This window comes from Streptomyces sp. NBC_00390 (assembly GCF_036057275.1).
In the GTDB taxonomy this organism is placed as follows: Bacteria; Actinomycetota; Actinomycetes; order Streptomycetales; family Streptomycetaceae; genus Streptomyces.
This window is the reverse complement of sequence record NZ_CP107945.1, coordinates 2,415,700-2,433,064: the sequence shown is the minus strand read 5'-3', so window position 1 is coordinate 2,433,064 and position 17,365 is coordinate 2,415,700. Positions and strand designations below refer to the sequence as shown.

Below are 17,365 nucleotides of genomic sequence, written 5' to 3'. Positions count from 1 at the left end.
ACGCTCGTTGTTCCCTTTCCGCTTCAGCGGTTGTTGCCCACAGCACGCTCGGTGAGCCCAGGAAAGGCTACGCCGCTGCCGCGCCAGCGCACCGCGCGGACCGCCGCCTCCTGCAGCGCGCCCGCGGCCTCCAGGCGCAGCGCGCCTTCCGCCGCCCGGACGAGGTCGGAGTAGACGCCCGCGATCCGGTCCTCCAGCTCCGCGGCGAGCCGTACGGCCGCTGCCGCATCCGGTACCGGGAACGGCAGTGCGTACGCCGCGGCCGCCGCCACGGGTTCGCCCTTCAGGTCGCGCACGGTGCGCGTCAGCGCGTCGCGCCGAGCCCGGTGGGCGGCGTATGCCGCCTCCGCCTCGGCCTCGCGGTGGTCGCCGACCCGGCCGCCGACCACCCCGTACCCGTACACCGCCGCATGCTCGGCGGCGAGTGCGGCCTGGGCGGCGTCCAGCGTGGCCTTCGCGGAGGAGTCCAGTCCGGTCATCGCGCTTCCCCCTTCGTCAGCAGGTACGCATGCGCGGCACCGGCAGCCGCGACGGAGGCCAGCAGCCGGGCCAGTTCCGGTGCGGCTTCGGCCAGGGACGCCGTGTGCGCCTGCGAGGTACGGCGCTCGGCCGCGGCCAGCGCCTTGAGCGCGGCACCCGGCTCGGCGGCGACCGAAGCCGACGGGGACGGGGCGGGGGACGAGGAGGGGGATGCGGAGGGCGACGCAAGGACGCCGGGAGCGGGGGCCAGAGCCGTCACGTGCTCGTCGACCGCCGCCCGTAGCGGTGCCAACCGCCCCGTCAGCACGGGATGTTGGGCGATCACGAGGTCGTACTCGTCCCGCAGCGCCCGGCTGGCCGCAGCGAGCCTGCGGCGCAGCGCCGCCTCGGCGCGTGCGGGGTCGGAAGGGGAACCCGAGGTACGCCGGCCGGCGGGCGCGTCCGTCGAACAACCCGTCAACAGGCCCGCCGCGGCAGCCCCCGTCACCACGAGCGCGCGCCTGCGTGTCGTCCCCGTGCGCCCCACGCCTGTCTCCCTCGGGCCTCGTCATGGCTTGCGATGATCATCGCCGCAGGCGAGCGTACCTGCGGGTCCGGCGCCGGTGGACGGCAACACCCTCCGCGACCGGATACCCTTTGATCTGACACGCGACGATCCCACAACAGCACACGCGGCCGAGGAGTCACCCGGATGAGCACCACCCAGAGCGAGAGGCTGCGCGGGCTGCTGGAACCGCTCGTCAGCGCCGCCGACCTGGATCTGGAGGAGATCGAGGTCTCCCGGGCGGGCAGGCGCCGCATGCTGAGGATCACCGTCGACTCCGACGAGGGCGTGGAACTGGACGCATGTGCCGAGCTGAGCCGCGTCATCTCCGACAAGCTCGACGAGACGGACGCCATGGGTGAGGGCGAGTACGTCCTGGAGGTCAGCTCGCCCGGCGCCGACCGGCCCCTGAACGAACACCGCCACTACGTGCGCGCGACCGGCCGGCTGGTCAGGCTGCAGCTGCACGAGGGCGGCGAGCTGGTGGCCCGCATCCTCACCGTGGACGACACCGGACTCGATCTCGAAGTGCCCGGCGTGAAGGGACGCAAGCCCACCGCCCGGCGGGTCGAATTCCCCGAGATCGCCAAGGCGCGCGTGGAGATCGAGTTCAATCGCAAGGACAAAGACGAGAAGGAAGAGGAGGCGTAGCCGTGGACATCGACGTGAAGCTTCTCAAGGGCCTCGCGCAGGAGAAGGAAATTCCCTTCGAACTGCTGGTCGAGGCGATCGAATCGGCCCTCCTCATCGCGTACCACCGCACCGAGGGCAGCCGCCGCCACGCGCGCGTGGTGCTCAGCCGGGACACCGGCCATGTGACCGTGTGGGCCAAGGAGGACCCGGCGGATCTGGAGGAGGGCCAGGAGCCCAAGGAGTTCGACGACACCCCGTCGGACTTCGGCCGGATCGCCGCCACGACCGCCCGCCAGGTCATCCAGCAGCGTCTGCGGGACGCCGAGAACGATGTGACCTTCGGCGAGTACGCGCGCCGTGAGGGCGATGTCGTCGCAGGTCAGGTGCAGCAGGGCAAGGACCCGAAGAACGTCCTGGTCAAGTTGGACGACAAGCTCGAGGCAATCCTTCCGGTGCAGGAGCAGGTGCCGGGCGAGGAGTACACGCACGGCCTGCGGCTGCGCACCTATGTGGTCCGCGTGGCCAAGGGTGTGCGCGGCCCGTCCGTGACGTTGTCGCGCACCCACCCGAACCTGGTCAAGAAGCTTTTCGCGCTGGAGGTCCCGGAGATCGCGGACGGCAGCGTCGAGATCGCGGCGATCGCCCGTGAGGCCGGTCACCGCACCAAGATCGCGGTCCGCTCCACCCGTTCGGGCCTGAACGCCAAGGGCGCCTGTATCGGCCCGATGGGCGGCCGGGTGCGCAATGTGATGGCCGAACTGCACGGCGAGAAGATCGACATCGTCGACTGGTCGGACGACCCGGCGGAGATGGTCGCCAACGCCCTGTCGCCGGCCCGCGTCAGCAAGGTCGAGGTGGTCGATCTCGGCGCGCGCTCCGCACGGGTGACCGTTCCCGACTACCAGCTGTCACTGGCGATCGGCAAGGAGGGGCAGAACGCCCGCCTCGCCGCCCGCCTGACCGGCTGGCGCATCGACATCCGCCCGGACACGGAGCAGGGATCCGACCAGGGCTGAGGAATGTATCGGTGGGAGATCCCGTTGGGCTTGACGGCGGGGTGTCGCGCAGATCTGGACAACAACCGTTCGATTTTTGCCCCAAAGGGGTGAGGTCGGTGCGGGGAGGTAGACTTAACCGTGTCTGGCCGGACGCATGCCCGCGTGTGCCCTGAGCGAACCTGTGTGGGATGCCGGGAGCGAGCGGCCAAGAGCGATCTGCTGCGCATCGTGGTGATCGGGGACGCATGCGTCCCCGATGATCGCGGTACGCTGCCCGGCCGGGGTGCGTATGTACACCCCGCCTTGGTCTGTCTCGACCTGGCGGTCCGCCGCCGGGCGTTCCCGAGGGCCTTCAGGGTCCAGGGTCCGCTTGAGACCGCTGATGTACGGCGGCATGTTGAGCAGGCAGCACTGTAAGAAGAAAGACGTACGGCACGGAACACCGTGCGGTCAGGTACCTCGCGAGTTGGAAGTAGGTCGAGATTGCGATGAGCACTCGATGAGTACGCGATGAGTACGCCCATGAAGTAGCGACGGTCCGGCGGTAACCCGGACCTAAAAGGAGCGAAGTGGCTAAGGTCCGGGTATACGAACTCGCCAAGGAGTTCGGCGTGGAGAGCAAGGTCGTCATGGCCAAGCTCCAAGAACTCGGTGAATTCGTCCGTTCGGCGTCCTCGACGATCGAGGCGCCGGTTGTACGCAAATTGACTGACGCTTTGCAGGGTCCCGGCGGTGGCGCCGGCAAGACTGCTGCCAAGCCTGGCGCGCCCCGCAAGGCGACGCCCTCCCCCGCAGCGGGCAACCGCGCGGGCGGCCCCTCTGCACCCGCTGCGCCGTCTCCGGCCGGCGCGGCACGTCCTGCTGCCCCGAAGCCCGGCGCCCCGGCCCCCAAGCCGGCCGCCGCGCCCGTGAGCAGCACCCCCTCCGCGGCCCCGGCTCCGGGCCCGCGTCCGACTCCGGGTCCCAAGCCCGCACCGGCCAAGCCCGCTCCGGCGGCTCCGGTGCCCGCCGCCGAGTTCTCGGCTCCGGCCCCGGCCCAGCCCGCCGCACCGCAGTCCCCGCGTCCCGCGGGTACTCCCGGTCCTCGCCCCGCCCGTCCGGCTCCGGCCGGCGGTCAGCGTGACGGCGGCCGCGGCGGCGAGCGTCCGGCACGTCCCGCCGGCGGTCAGGGCGCTCCGCGTCCCGGTGGCCGTCCGGCCGGTCCTCGTCCGGGCAACAACCCCTTCACCTCCGGTGGCTCCACCGGCATGGCGCGCCCGCAGGCGCCCCGTCCGGGTGGTGCACGTCCCGGCCCCGGTGGACCTGGCGGCGCCGCTTCCGGTGCCCCGCGTCCGCAGGGTGGCCCCGGCGGTGCTCCGCGCCCGCAGGGCCAGGGCGGTCCCCGTCCGACCCCGGGCGGCATGCCTCGTCCGCAGGCTCCCCGTTCCGCGGGCCCTGGCGGCGGTCCCGGTGGTAATCGCCCGAACCCGGGCATGATGCCGCAGCGTCCTGCTGCCGGTCCCCGTCCTGGTGGCGGCCCCGGTGGCGGCGGTCGCGGTCCCGGTGGCGGCGCCGGTCGTCCCGGCGGTGCCGGTCGTCCGGCCGGCGGCGGCTTCGCCGGCCGTCCCGGTGGCGGCGGCGGTGCCGGTCGTCCCGGTGGCGGCGGCGGCTTCGCCGGCCGTCCCGGTGGCGGTGGCCCCGGTGGCGGTGGCGGCGGCTTCGGCGGCGGTCGTCCCGGCTTCGGCGGACGTCCGGGTGGTCCCGGCGGCCGTGGTGGCACGCAGGGTGCGTTCGGCCGTCCCGGCGGTCCGGCGCGTCGTGGCCGTAAGTCGAAGCGGCAGAGGCGCCAGGAGTACGAGGCCATGCAGGCCCCGTCGGTCGGCGGTGTGATGCTGCCTCGCGGCAACGGCGAGACCGTTCGCCTGTCGCGCGGTGCCTCCCTCACCGACTTCGCGGAGAAGATCAACGCCAACCCGGCGTCGCTCGTCGCCGTGATGATGAACCTCGGTGAGATGGTCACGGCCACGCAGTCCGTCTCCGACGAGACGCTGCAGCTTCTCGCCGACGAGATGAACTACACCGTTCAGATCGTCAGCCCGGAGGAGGAGGACCGCGAGCTTCTCGAGTCCTTCGACATCGAGTTCGGCGAGGACGAGGGCGGCGAGGAAATGCTCGTCTCCCGTCCGCCGGTCGTGACCGTCATGGGTCACGTCGACCACGGTAAGACCCGACTGCTCGACGCCATCCGCAAGACGAACGTCGTTGCGGGCGAGGCCGGCGGCATCACGCAGCACATCGGTGCGTACCAGGTCGGCACCGAGGTCAACGGTGAAGAGCGCAAGATCACCTTCATCGACACCCCGGGTCACGAAGCGTTCACCGCCATGCGTGCCCGTGGTGCCAAGTCCACCGACATCGCGATCCTCGTGGTGGCGGCGAACGACGGTGTGATGCCCCAGACGATCGAGGCGCTGAACCACGCCAAGGCGGCCGGTGTGCCGATCGTGGTCGCGGTCAACAAGATCGACGTCGAGGGCGCGGACCCGACCAAGGTGCGCGGTCAGCTGACCGAGTTCGGTCTGGTGGCCGAGGAGTACGGCGGCGACACGATGTTCGTCGACATCTCCGCCAAGCAGGGTCTGCACATCGACTCCCTGCTGGAGGCCGTGGTCCTCACCGCGGACGCTTCGCTCGACCTCCGGGCGAACGCCGAGATGGACGCGCAGGGTATTGCGATCGAGGCCCACCTCGACCGCGGCCGCGGCGCCGTCGCGACCGTCCTGGTCCAGCGAGGCACGCTGCGCGTCGGCGACACGATGGTCGCCGGTGACGCGTACGGCCGTGTCCGGGCGATGCTCGACGACAACGGCAACAACGTGGAGGAAGCGGGTCCGTCGACCCCCGTCCTGGTCCTGGGTCTCACCAACGTCCCCGGCGCCGGCGACAACTTCCTCGTCGTCGACGAGGACCGTACGGCCCGTCAGATCGCCGAGAAGCGCGCTGCGCGTGAGCGCAACGCGGCCTTCGCCAAGCGCACCCGCCGGGTGTCCCTCGAGGACCTCGACAAGGTGCTCAAGGCCGGTCTGGTGCAGGATCTCAACATCATCATCAAGGGCGACGCGTCCGGTTCGGTGGAGGCTCTCGAGTCCTCGCTGCTCCAGCTCGACGTCGGCGAAGAGGTCGAGATCCGCGTCCTGCACCGCGGTGTGGGTGCGGTCACCGAGTCCGACATCGACCTGGCGATGGGCTCCGACGCCATCGTCATCGGCTTCAACGTCCGTGCGGCCGGCCGTGCCGCGCAGATGGCGGAGCGCGAGGGCGTCGACGTCCGCTACTACTCGGTGATCTACCAGGCCATCGAGGAGATCGAGGCGGCCCTCAAGGGCATGCTCAAGCCGGAGTACGAAGAGGTCGAGCTCGGTACGGCGGAGATCCGCGAGGTCTTCCGCTCGTCCAAGCTGGGCAACATCGCGGGTGTTCTCATCCGCTCCGGCGAGGTCAAGCGCAACACCAAGGCCCGACTCATCCGTGACGGCAAGGTCATCGCGGAGAGCCTCAACATCGAGGGCCTGCGCCGCTTCAAGGACGACGTCACCGAGATCCGCGAAGGCTTCGAGGGTGGTATCAACCTCGGAAACTTCAACGACATCAAGATCGACGACGTCATCGCGACGTACGAGATGCGCGAGAAGCCTCGCGGCTGACACGCAGCCTGTCCGGGGCCGGTCGACGGGACATATTTCCGTCGATCGGCCCCGGCCGTTGCGTGTACGGTGCTGATGTCCCTGCCAAGCAGCCGCGGCGGGGCCCCAGACCCCGAACCGGCGGGACATCCGGACATACATGTATGTGGGGACACTGTCCTTCGATCTGCTTCTCGGCGACGTACGGTCGCTGAAGGAGAAGCGCTCCGTGGTCCGCCCCATCGTGGCCGAGCTCCAGCGCAAATACGCGGTGAGCGCGGCGGAAGTGGGCGGCCAGGATCTCCATCGCCGGGCCGAGATCGGCCTGGCCATGGTGTCCGGGGAGACCGGGCACCTCACAGACGTACTGGACCGGTGCGAGCGCATGGTCGCCGCCCGGCCCGAGGTGGAACTGCTGTCCGTTAGACGCAGACTCCACAGCGACGAAGACTGAACCTGTGCAAGGCACAGCACGAAGAGCAGGAAAAGGGAGAAGGACCAGTGGCCGACAACGCGCGGGCGAAGAAGCTGGCGGACCTCATCCGGGAGGTGGTCGCCGAGAAGCTGCAGCGCGGCATCAAGGACCCCCGGCTGGGCACGCATGTGACCATCACGGACACCCGGGTCACCGGTGATCTGCGGGAGGCGACGGTCTTCTACACGGTCTACGGCGACGACGAGGACCGCGCCACTGCGGCGGCGGGCCTGGAGAGCGCCAAGGGCATCCTGCGCTCCGCGGTCGGTGCGGCGGCCGGCACGAAGTTCACGCCGACGCTCACCTTCGTCGCCGACGCCCTCCCCGAGACCGCCAAGACGATCGAGGACCTCCTCGACAAGGCGCGCGCCTCCGACGCCAAGGTGCGCGAGGCGTCCTCGGGCGCCGCGTACGCCGGCGAGGCCGACCCGTACCGCAAGCCCGAGACCGACGAGGACGAAGCGTCGGAATGACGGACAACAGGACGCCGGACGGCCTTGTCATCGTCGACAAGCCGTCCGGCTTCACCTCGCACGACGTCGTCGCCAAGATGCGCGGGATCGCGAAGACCCGCCGTGTCGGACACGCGGGGACGCTGGACCCCATGGCCACCGGGGTGCTTGTCCTCGGGGTCGAGAGGGCCACCAAACTGCTCGGTCATCTCGCGCTGACCGAGAAGGAGTACCTCGGCACCATCCGGCTGGGGCAGAACACCGTCACCGACGACGCGGAGGGCGAGATCACGTCCTCGTCCGACGCCTCCGGGGTCACCCGGGAGGCCATCGACGCGGGAGTCGCCAAGCTGACCGGCGCCATCATGCAGGTGCCGTCCAAGGTCAGCGCCATCAAGATCGACGGCAAGCGGTCGTACGCACGGGTGCGCGGCGGCGAGGAGTTCGACATCCCCGCCCGGCCGGTGACCGTGTCGTCCTTCCGCGTCTACGACGTGCGCGACGGGGTGACCGAGGACGGGCTGCGCGTCCTGGACCTGGTGGTCTCCGTGGTCTGCTCCTCCGGGACGTACATCCGGGCGCTGGCCCGTGACCTCGGCGCCGATCTGGGCGTCGGCGGGCATCTGACGGCACTGCGGCGCACACGCGTGGGCCCGTACGGACTGGACGCGGCGAAGACGCTCGACCAGTTGCAGCAGGAGCTGACGGTCATGCCGATCGCCGAAGCCGCCGCCGCCGCGTTCCCGCGCTGGGACGTGGACGGCAGGCAGGCGAAGCTGCTCACCAACGGAGTGCGGCTGGAGATGCCGGCACAGGGGGCCTCGCCGGTGGCGGTCTTCGGGCCGGACGGGCGTTTCGTGGCTCTGGTCGAGGAGCACAAGGGCAAGGCCAAGAGCCTCGCCGTCTTCGGCTGACCCGGCCGCGGGACTCACCGGATTCCTCTGATTCCTCGTGGAACGGGCAGCGCCGCTGCCCGTTCCACGATCCCCCTCGCTTCCCCCAGGCAGAGGTCTATCCCTTCCGGACCGCGTAATCACCTGATCGGGCAGGCGCACGGAGTGAACCGCGGGAGCACTGGGGGGCGCGTTCACTCACAGCCTTCTCTTGTTGATCACTGGCGACCTACCGTCGACGGTATGGGAAGCGGGGACCTGGCAGCGCTGGTGCGCATCTGCGATCCGGCCGGGCGGCCGCGCGGCACCGGCTTCGTCGCCGACCGCCTCGGCACGGTGGTGACCAGCCATGAGGCAGTCGACGGGCAGGCGCGGGTGATGCTGTACGCCTCCGGCGGGCGAGTCTGCTCCGCCGAGGGCGACGCCGTCACGGCACTGCCGCACCACGGACTCGCGCTGCTGCGTGCCGACGGGCTGGGCGTACCGCCCCTGCCGATCGGCACGCGCGACGGGACCGAGTCGGGGAGGTACGTACGGCTCGCGGCCCACGGCTGGCGCGAGGCACGCGTACTGGGCACGACCCGGGCCACGTACGGCGCCGCCGGCTCCCGTCATGCCATCGACGACGCGCTGGAACTGGCGATCGGTACGGACGGCAGCGACGCGCTGCGCCTCGGCGGCGCGGCGGCCGGGGGCCCGGTGCTCGACGCCCGTACCGGAGCGGTGCTCGGAATCCTCGGTACCGCGCTGCGCTGCGGCCATGCCACGGCGGCATGCGCCGTACCGCTGCGCGCCGCCGGCCGGGCGCCAGACGGGCCGCTGGCCGCCCTGCTGCGGCGCAATGGGACAACAGTGCCCGCGTACGGTGACGATCTGAACCTGGCGGCGGTGCTGGAACTCACCGCGGCGCGCGATGCGCACGGTCCCAGGATCGAAAGGCCGGGTGTCGCACGGCAGTTGGACGACTTCGCCGACGGTGCCACGGCCCTGGTGGCCGCGCTCGTCGGCGCACCCGGCACGGGCCGCACCACCGAGCTCACCGCGCTCGCCTCCCGCCGTACGCCCGCGCCCACGCTCCGGATCCGAGGCGCCGACCTGCGCGCCGACGACACGTCGATCGCCGACGCGGCCGCACGGTTCCTCGCCGCGTCGGGGCCGGCCGCCATGACCGCGGGCATCACCCCGGACCGCGTGGCGGGCCTGGCCCGGGAGGCCGGACACACGCTGCTCATCGTTCTGGACGGACCCGAGGAAGCCCCGCCGCTGCCGCCGGAGGCCACGTCCCGGTGGACGGCGAACACGGTGGCATGGCTGACGGCGACGGACACCCGGCTGATCATCGGGTGCCGCCCGGAGCACTGGGAGGCGGCGGGGACGCTGTACCCGCCGGGCGTGCTGTACGGATCGGGCGCGGGCGCCGCACGAGTCCGTGTGCCGGAGCGCAGGGCGGTGCTGCGAGCTTCCGGCACGGTGCATGTGCGGCCTCGCACGGCATTGCCGGATGCGGCGCTGTGTCCGGCGGGCGTGCACCGAGTCGGGGTGGGGGCGGACGACGGCGCGGGAGCGGTCGAGGCAGTGCGGGCGGGCGGCGCGGCGGGGGAGACGGACGGCGACGACCGGCTGCGCCTGCCGGCGCTGCGATCCGGCGGGCGCACGGGCTCGTCGGGGGCACCGGGTCAGTGGATCGATACGGCCCGGGGAAGGGCCGGTCGACCGGAGGCGGGACCGGGGGAGGACCCGCCGGCCGTGCCCATCGGGGAGTTCACACCGGACGAGGCGCGGCGGATGCGGGAGCTGTGCCGGGTGCCCGACGCCATGCTCGCCGGAGCCGACGCCCTGCATCCGCTGGCGCTGAGGATCTACGGCGAGGTGCGGGACGCCCCCGGCGCGGACATGCCTGCGCGCCCGGTACGCGCGGATCTGTTCGGCGCGTATCTGGATCTGGTCTGTCTGCGTATCGCCGCAGGGGCCGCCGGTGACGCGCCCGGCAGCGCCGTGCGCCGGCTCGCGGCATCCCTCGCGGGGCACGTCCACGAGATGGCCCGGCGGTGTCTGGCGACGGGGCAGGGGGATCTGGACCGCGCCTCGTTCGAGGAACTGTTCTCCGGGTGGGAATCCGCCGTGTTAGCCGAGGGGCTGATCGTGGCGGCGGGGCCCGGGTACCGCTTCGCGCACGAGGAGGTCGCCGAGTGGATCCTGGGCGCCCACCTGGATGTCGACGCCACGCTGGACCGCCTCGTCCACCGCCCGCAGCCGGGTGCCGGACAGCCGGTCCCGCGGCATCGCCTCGGCATCGTCGTCCACGCTCTGCTCCGGCTGGACCCGCTGCACGGACCGGCCGCGCTGGAGCGGCGGCTGACCGGACTGGCCCGCGCTCTGGAGCAGCCCCGGGCAGTATCGGGCGACGCCCGCTGGTGGGCGCGCCGGCTGCTCGGCGAGGTGCTGCGGCGGGTGCCGGACGCGGAGCCGTACGCCGACGTGCTGCTGCGGCTCGTCCGCCTGCGCGACCCGGACGCGTTCGGACCCGGCTTCTGGGAGCGGCTGCCCCTTTGCGAGGCCACCCGTCTCGATCTGCTGCGGCGGCTCGTCCCCGACGACCCGCCGCACGGCGACCGGTCCGGCCGGGGCGGCGGGCGGCGCTACCTGGACGTCGCGGCGGCCCGGCTCGCCGCCGACCCGGGAGCCGTACAGCCGCTGCTGTGCCGCTGGTTCGCCGACACCACGCCGCTGCCCGCCGGGCCCGACGCGACCGTTCGCCCCACCGTCGCCATGGCGGCTCAAGCCCTGCTCTACGCCCGGCGCGGCCTTGCCGTCGACGATCTCACCGAGGCACTGGTCGACACCGCCCACCCCCGTGCCGCGGAACTGCTCGCCGCACTCGCCGAGGACGAGCCCTCCGCGCTGTGCCGGGCCGTGGCACGCTGGGCCCGCGACCCGCGTCCGCGGCGCCGTGGCGCTGCCGCCGCACACGCGCCCGCCACCGCGGCCGCGGCGACCCGTCCGGCCGATCACGAACTGCTGCGCCAGGCAGCGCTCGCGCTGCTCGACGGACCCCCGGACCCCGCCGTGCGCGCCCCCGCGCTCATGCTCCTCGTCCGGGATCCGGTCAGCCGCCCCCACCACCTGGACGCAGCGCTGGCGGCGTACACGGCCGGTGCGCCCGGGCTGTCCGCTCGGGCGCTCGCGCCCGCACTCGCCGACCACCCCGGGCCCGTGCTCGCCGCCTTCCGGGCCAGGCTGCTGGCGCCGCCCGGCGACCGGCGCGCGGACGATGCCGACGAGGGCGGCGAGATCCTCGGCGTCCTCGCCGGCATCACCGCTCCGGCCCCGGCCCGCCGCGCCGCCGCGCTCGTCTGCGAGTACGTCGACCACCGACCGCAGGCCGCACGGCAGGCAGCCGTATACGTCGGACGTCTCCTCGAACGGGGACCGGGTGCGCGCGACCTCCTCTTCCCCCTCGTCGCACGCCTGCTGCGCGGCCGCCCGCCCCAGGTGCGCGCTGCCCTCGCCCCGGTGCTGGCCGCCCCGGGCGGCGCGACGTCCCGGCCGCTGCGCGCCGAGCTGCTCGACGTACTGCTGGAGTACGAGCAGTACGAGGCACGGGATCTGGCCGTGCTGGAGGCCGTGCTGAGCGCGGCGGCGCTGGGCTGCACGGTCCGTACCGAGCCCCGGACCAGGGAGCTGGTGCACCGCACGGGGCTGCTGCTCGCGCGCAGTCCGGGCGGTGCGGCCCGTCTCGACCGCCGGCTCGTGGAGCTGGCACACGAGCTGCCCGGCTTCGCCGCGTCGCTGACCGGATGGCTGGCTACGGCGCCGCAGGAGTGGGCGGCGGTGGTCGGTCCGGGCACCCGCCGGGCCCTTGTGCCGATTGCCTGTCCGGTGCCGATGCCGACCGCACGCCGCGGGCATGGCAGTCTTAGACCTGCGCAAGAGGCAATCATGGACACAGGTTCGGGCGAGGAGCGGTCACAGTGCAGCGCTGGCGTGGCTTGGAGGACATCCCCGAGGACTGGGGACGCAGCGTCGTCACCATCGGCTCCTACGACGGGGTGCACCGCGGGCACCAGCTGATCATCGGCCGCGCGGTGGAGCGGGCCCGCGACCTGGGCGTGCCCTCGGTCGTGGTGACGTTCGACCCGCATCCGAGCGAGGTCGTCCGCCCGGGCAGCCACCCGCCGCTGCTCGCCCCGCACCACCGGCGCGCGGAGCTCATGGCCGAGCTGGGCGTGGACGCTGTGCTGATCCTGCCCTTCACCGCCGAGTTCTCGAAGCTGTCGCCCGCCGACTTCATCGTGAAGGTGCTGGTCGACAAGCTGCACGCACGCGCGGTCATCGAGGGCCCGAACTTCCGCTTCGGCCACCGCGCCGCGGGCAACGTCGCCTTCCTGTCCGAACTGGGCGCCACGTACGACTACGAGGTCGAGGTCGTCGACCTGTACGTGAGCGGCGCGGCGGGCGGCGGCGAGCCGTTCTCGTCGACGCTGACCCGGCGGCTCGTCGCCGAGGGCGATGTCGAGGGCGCGGCGGAGATCCTGGGCCGGCCGCACCGCGTCGAGGGCGTGGTCGTGCGTGGCGCACAGCGGGGGCGTGAGCTCGGCTACCCCACGGCGAACGTGGAGACCCTGCCGCACACCGCGATCCCGGCGGACGGGGTGTACGCGGGCTGGCTGACCGCCGACGGCGAGCGGATGCCCGCCGCGATCTCGGTCGGCACGAATCCGCAGTTCGACGGCACGGAGCGGACCGTCGAGGCGTATGCGATCGACCGTGTGGGGCTCGACCTGTACGGACTGCACGTGATGGTGGACTTCCTGGCGTACGTGCGCGGCCAGGAGAAGTTCGACTCGATCGAGTCACTGCTGGACGCGATCGGCGAGGACGTCAAGAAGTGCCGTGAGCTGAGCGGCGCGTACGACGCCCGGGGCTGACCCCGACCGGGCGGGCGCGGCCCGGCCACTGCGTGGTCACTCGTCGGTCGCGCTGTGGGCATGCGTTCCGCGGAACGGGGGCACGGCACGACGCAACGGGCCGTTTCGCGTGCCGGGTGCGTGTCGCCACGCCGGCGTCGTCCCGTCGTCCCGTCGGCCGTCGCCGGATCCCGGGACCGGCCCGGTCCGTGTGCGTGACGTCTGACCGTTCCAGGGTTCGTGTCCGGGCAGCGCCGCATCCGATGTGCGACTCCGCCGCCCGGTCACCGCGCTCCGCGCGAGCTGCGCCGCGTCAGGTCCCGGAACCGACCCCGGCGTACCTCATCCCGTGAGGGCGGACGCGACCCGTCATCGCGGCCGCGTCGCCCAGTGGCATGCCACGTGCGCCTCCGCCGCGCTCGGCAGTATCGGCAGGTCCTGGGTGCGGCACAGGTCGGACACCCCCGCCCGCGTCGCCTCGCCCGACGACAGCACCTGGCAGCGGACATGGAAGCGGCAGCCTTCTGGGATGCGCGAAGGGTCCGGGGGCTCGCCGCTCAGGACGACGGGCGGCAGGCCGGATTCCGGCAGGACCGACAACAGGGCCTTCGTGTAGGGATGCCGAGGGCTTGTCAGGACGTCCTCCACCGGCCCGGTCTCCACGATACGGCCGAGGTACATGACAGCGACCCGGTCCGCGATGTTCCAGGCCAGACCGAGGTCGTGCGTCACCACCAGCGCGGACAGGCCCAGTTCGTCGCGCAGCCGCAGGAGCAGCGCGAGGATCTCGCCCCGTACGGAGGCGTCCAGTGAGGCCACCGGCTCGTCGGCGACGATCAGTTCGGGCTCCAGCACGAGGGCGCCCGCAATGACCACGCGCTGACGCTGGCCGCCCGAGAGCTCGTGCGGGTAGCGCAGGAAGAAGCGCTCGGGCGGACGCAGACCCGCGCGCGAGAGCGCCTCGGCGACGGCCTCGCGCTCGTCCCCGGCGTATCCGTGGATCCGCAGCCCCTCGGCGACCGCGTCGTACACCGTGTGCCGCGGATTGAGCGATCCGCTCGGATCCTGGAGCACCAGCTGCACGCGCTTGCGGTACGCCTTGAGCGCCCGGGATCCGTAGGCGAGAGGGGCGCCGCCGAAGGTGACCCGGCCCGAGGTGGGCGGCACCAGGCCGAGCAGGGAACGCGCCAGCGTGGTCTTGCCGCAGCCGGACTCACCGACCAGGGCGACGATCTCACCGGTGCCGATGTCCAGATCGACCCCGTCGACGGCACGTGCCGTCCGCCCGCCGCGTCGCCCGGGAAAGGCGACATGCAGACCGTCGGCCGACAGCAGGGGAGTGGTGGTCATGACTGGCTCCTGACAACGGCTTCGGGGGCGGTGCCCACATGCACGCACGCCGCACGGTGGTCCTCACCGGCCACCGCCAGCAGTTGGTCCTCCTCGGCGCACGCCTCCACCGCGACCGGGCAGCGCGGATGGAACGTGCACCCGCCCGGCAGCGCCGCCGGATCGGGCGGGTCACCGGGCAGGCCACGCGGGGCGCGGCGCGAGGCCGGGTCGCCGATACGGGGGAAGGCGGCGGACAGAGCCCGCCCGTACGGATGCTCCGCCGCCGCGTACACCGCCCGGGCCGGGCCCTCCTCGACGACCCGGCCCGCGTACATCACCGCGAGGCGGTCGCAGGTGTCGGCCAGCACTCCCAGATCGTGGCTGATCATCAGCAGACTGATGCTCTGCTCGGCGACCAGCTGCTCGATCAGCCGGAGGATCTGCGCCTGGATCATCACATCGAGCGCCGTCGTCGGCTCGTCCGCGACGATCAGCTGCGGATCGCAGGCGAGCGCCATCGCGATCATCACCCGCTGCCGCTGGCCGCCGGACAGCTCGTGCGGATAGGCGTCCGCGCGTGAGGTGGGCAGCCCCACATGCTCGAGCAGCTCGCCGACGCGCGTGGCAGCCTCTGCCTCGGTCGTGGACCTGCGGTGCAGCAGGATCGGCTCGGCGATCTGGTCGCCGATGCGGTGCACCGCGTTCAGGGAGTGCATGGCACCCTGGAAGACGATCGACGCCCCCGCCCACCGCACGGCCCTCAGCCGCCCCCACTTCATGGTGAGGACGTCCTCGCCGTCCAGCAGGATCTCGCCGGTCAGCCTGGCCGACGCGGGCAGCAGCCGCAGCAGCGCCAGTGCGATGGTCGACTTGCCGCAGCCGGACTCGCCCGCGATGCCGAGCTTGCGGCCCGCGGCCAGGGACAGGTCGACGCCGCGCACCGCGGGCACGGCCCGCGCTCCGGAGCCGTACGTCACATGGAGGTTCCTGACCTCGAGCAGGCTCAACGAGCCACCCCCAGCTTCGGGTTCAGCACGGACTCGATCGCCCGCCCGCACAGCGTGAAAGCGAGTGCCACGACCGCGATGGCGATACCGGGCGGTGCCAGGTACCACCAGTGGCCCGAGGAGACTGCGCCGGCCTCGCGCGCGTCCTGCAGCATGCCGCCCCAGGAGACGACCGTCGGATCACCGAGGCCGAGGAAGGCCAGCGTCGCCTCCGTGAGGATGGCGCTGGAGATACCGAGTGTGGTCTGCGCGAGCACCAGCGGCATCACATTGGGCAGGACATGACGGTTCATGATGTGGCCGTGGCCGCCGCCGAGCGCCTTGGCACGCTCGATGTAGGGACGGGACTCGACCGCGATGGTCTGGGCGCGTACCAGCCGGGCCGTCGTCGGCCAGCTGGTGACGCCGATCGCGACGATCACGGTCCACACGCTGCGCGACATCACGGTGGCCAGCACGATCGCCAGCACCAGTGTCGGCATCACCAGGAACCAGTCCGTGATCCGCATCAGCACCGTGGAGAACCAGCCGCCGTAGTGACCGGCGATGATGCCGATCAGCGTGCCGATGGCCACCGACAGCGCGGCAGCCAGCAGGCCGACGGTGAGCGAGATCCTCGCTCCCCACAGCAGCAGACCCAGCAGCGAGCGGCCGAACTGGTCCGTCCCGAGCGGGAATTCACCGCTCGGCTTCTCCAGCGCCGAGCCCGGCGCGTTCGTCACGCTCTGCACGTCAGCGCCCACCAGCCAGGGCGCGGCCACCGCCACCAAGGCGATGAGCGTCAGCGCGGCGAGACCGTAGAGCCCCGCGCGACGGGAGCGGTACGCCTTCCAGAACCGGGCCACCGAGTGGCGGCGGCGTGCCCAGGCCAGGGAGGCCGCGGTCCGCCCGGCCTGCTCGGTCTTCGCTACCGGTGTCGTCGTCATCGGCCCACCCGTGGATCGAGCAGCGGATACAGCAGATCGGCAAGCAGGTTCATCAGGATCATCGCGCCGGCGAAGACCACGAAGAGGCCCTGCACGAGCGGCAGATCGGGCACGCTGAGCGCCTGGTAGAAGAGTCCGCCGAGGCCCGGCCAGGAGAAGACCGTCTCCACGAGGATCGAGCCGGCCGCCACATGCCCCAGATTGATGAACACCATGGTGACCGTGGGAAGCAGCGCATTGGGAACGGCATGCCTGCGGCGCACCGAGTCGTCCCGCAGCCCCTTGGCCCGCGCCGTCGTCAGATAGTCGCTGCCCATCTCGTCCAGCAGCGAGGAACGCATCACCAGCAGCGTCTGCGCATAGCCGACGGCGACCAGTGTGATCACCGGCAGCACCATGTGGTGCGCCACGTCGAGGACGTACGCGAAGCCGCTCTCGGTGCCAGACTCCATACCGCCGGTCGGGAACAGGCCGGGGATCGGCCCGATCCCCACCGAGAAGGTGATGATCAGCAGAAGGCCGAGCCAGAACGACGGGACCGACCACAGGGTCAGCGCCACTCCCGTGTTGAGCTTGTCGCCGAGACTGCCGTGGCGCCACGCCGAGCGCGTACCCAGCCACAGCCCGATCGCCGAGTAGATCACCACCGCCACACCGGTGAGGAGCAGCGTCGCCGGCAGCTTCAGCCAGATCAGCTCCCCGACGGGGGCATGGAACTGGTACGACATCCCCAGATCACCGCTGAGCGCTTTGGCGCAGTAGTCGGTGAACTGCTGCCACATCGGCTGGTCGAGCCCGAACTGGCGGCGCAGGGTGGCCATCTGCTCCGCAGATGTCGGCATGCCGTGCGTCATGGCCTTGACCGGGTCGCCCGGGATGATCCGGAACAGGAAGAAGCTCGTGACGAGCACGGCGAGCAGCGAGACCGCCGCCCCCGCGAGTTTGCCGCCCACATAGAACAGATAGGCGCGGGCATCGGCGCTCGTGGCGCGGGCCTTGGGGGCCCGCGCCACGGCGGTGGTGCCGGTGGTGCCGGTCGTGCTTGTGGTGCTCATC

Annotated in this window: 15 protein-coding genes; 9 read left to right on the top strand and 6 right to left on the bottom strand. The window is 72.0% G+C overall.

From position 1 onward, the window contains the following. Window positions 1–23 precede the first annotated feature (23 nt). Window positions 24–479, bottom strand: a complete 456-nt coding sequence (locus tag OHS70_RS09925; protein ID WP_328395821.1) for a DUF4439 domain-containing protein — start codon at window positions 477–479, stop codon at window positions 24–26. Beyond that, entirely contained in the window at window positions 476–1,006 is a 531-nt protein-coding gene (locus OHS70_RS09920) for a hypothetical protein (protein ID WP_328395819.1), read from the bottom strand. The genes OHS70_RS09925 and OHS70_RS09920 overlap by 4 nt, the downstream gene beginning before the upstream one ends. Before the next feature lie 165 nt (window positions 1,007–1,171). Between OHS70_RS09920 and rimP the strand changes: the two genes are divergently transcribed. From rimP to OHS70_RS09875, 9 genes are all read left to right on the top strand, one after another. Next, on the top strand, window positions 1,172–1,675 hold the full coding sequence (rimP, locus tag OHS70_RS09915) for a ribosome maturation factor RimP (protein ID WP_328395817.1): 504 nt from the start codon (window positions 1,172–1,174) through the stop codon (window positions 1,673–1,675). 2 nt (window positions 1,676–1,677) lie between these two features. Next, a complete protein-coding gene (gene nusA, locus OHS70_RS09910; protein ID WP_328395815.1) occupies window positions 1,678–2,673 on the top strand; it encodes a transcription termination factor NusA in 996 nt (331 codons plus the stop codon). Between the two features lie 120 nt (window positions 2,674–2,793). Then, window positions 2,794–3,072 (top strand): YlxR family protein, encoded by a 279-nt coding sequence (locus tag OHS70_RS09905; RefSeq protein WP_328395813.1) that lies wholly within the window; start codon window positions 2,794–2,796, stop codon window positions 3,070–3,072. Window positions 3,073–3,224: 152 nt separating this feature from the next. Next, window positions 3,225–6,338: a translation initiation factor IF-2 gene (infB, locus tag OHS70_RS09900; RefSeq protein ID WP_328395811.1), complete on the top strand. Its 3,114-nt coding sequence runs from the start codon at window positions 3,225–3,227 to the stop codon at window positions 6,336–6,338. A gap of 139 nt (window positions 6,339–6,477) precedes the next feature. Next, window positions 6,478–6,771 (top strand): DUF503 domain-containing protein, encoded by a 294-nt coding sequence (locus OHS70_RS09895; protein ID WP_328395809.1) that lies wholly within the window; start codon window positions 6,478–6,480, stop codon window positions 6,769–6,771. Between the two features lie 47 nt (window positions 6,772–6,818). Then, a complete protein-coding gene (gene rbfA / locus OHS70_RS09890; protein WP_328395807.1) occupies window positions 6,819–7,265 on the top strand; it encodes a 30S ribosome-binding factor RbfA in 447 nt (148 codons plus the stop codon). After that, window positions 7,262–8,158, top strand: coding sequence for a tRNA pseudouridine(55) synthase TruB (gene truB, locus OHS70_RS09885; protein WP_328395805.1), 897 nt, complete (start codon window positions 7,262–7,264; stop codon window positions 8,156–8,158). Before rbfA ends, truB begins: the two co-directional genes overlap by 4 nt. A gap of 222 nt (window positions 8,159–8,380) precedes the next feature. Then, on the top strand, window positions 8,381–12,208 hold the full coding sequence (locus OHS70_RS09880) for a serine protease (protein ID WP_328395803.1): 3,828 nt from the start codon (window positions 8,381–8,383) through the stop codon (window positions 12,206–12,208). Further along, window positions 12,109–13,065 (top strand): bifunctional riboflavin kinase/FAD synthetase, encoded by a 957-nt coding sequence (locus OHS70_RS09875; RefSeq protein ID WP_328395801.1) that lies wholly within the window; start codon window positions 12,109–12,111, stop codon window positions 13,063–13,065. Before OHS70_RS09880 ends, OHS70_RS09875 begins: the two co-directional genes overlap by 100 nt. 348 nt (window positions 13,066–13,413) lie before the next feature. On the opposite strand, the gene OHS70_RS09870 is transcribed toward OHS70_RS09875, so the two are convergent. Genes OHS70_RS09870 through OHS70_RS09855 form a run of 4 tightly spaced genes read right to left on the bottom strand, consistent with a single transcriptional unit; the run spans window position 13,414 to window position 17,364 of the window. Then, entirely contained in the window at window positions 13,414–14,394 is a 981-nt protein-coding gene (locus OHS70_RS09870; RefSeq protein ID WP_328395799.1) for an ABC transporter ATP-binding protein, read from the bottom strand. After that, window positions 14,391–15,383, bottom strand: coding sequence for an ABC transporter ATP-binding protein (locus OHS70_RS09865; RefSeq protein WP_328395797.1), 993 nt, complete (start codon window positions 15,381–15,383; stop codon window positions 14,391–14,393). Before OHS70_RS09865 ends, OHS70_RS09870 begins: the two co-directional genes overlap by 4 nt. Further along, on the bottom strand, window positions 15,380–16,309 hold the full coding sequence (locus OHS70_RS09860; protein ID WP_328395795.1) for an ABC transporter permease: 930 nt from the start codon (window positions 16,307–16,309) through the stop codon (window positions 15,380–15,382). Before OHS70_RS09860 ends, OHS70_RS09865 begins: the two co-directional genes overlap by 4 nt. Continuing rightward, window positions 16,306–17,364, bottom strand: coding sequence for an ABC transporter permease (locus tag OHS70_RS09855; RefSeq protein WP_328395793.1), 1,059 nt, complete (start codon window positions 17,362–17,364; stop codon window positions 16,306–16,308). Before OHS70_RS09855 ends, OHS70_RS09860 begins: the two co-directional genes overlap by 4 nt. Between the last annotated feature and the right edge of the window lies 1 nt (window position 17,365).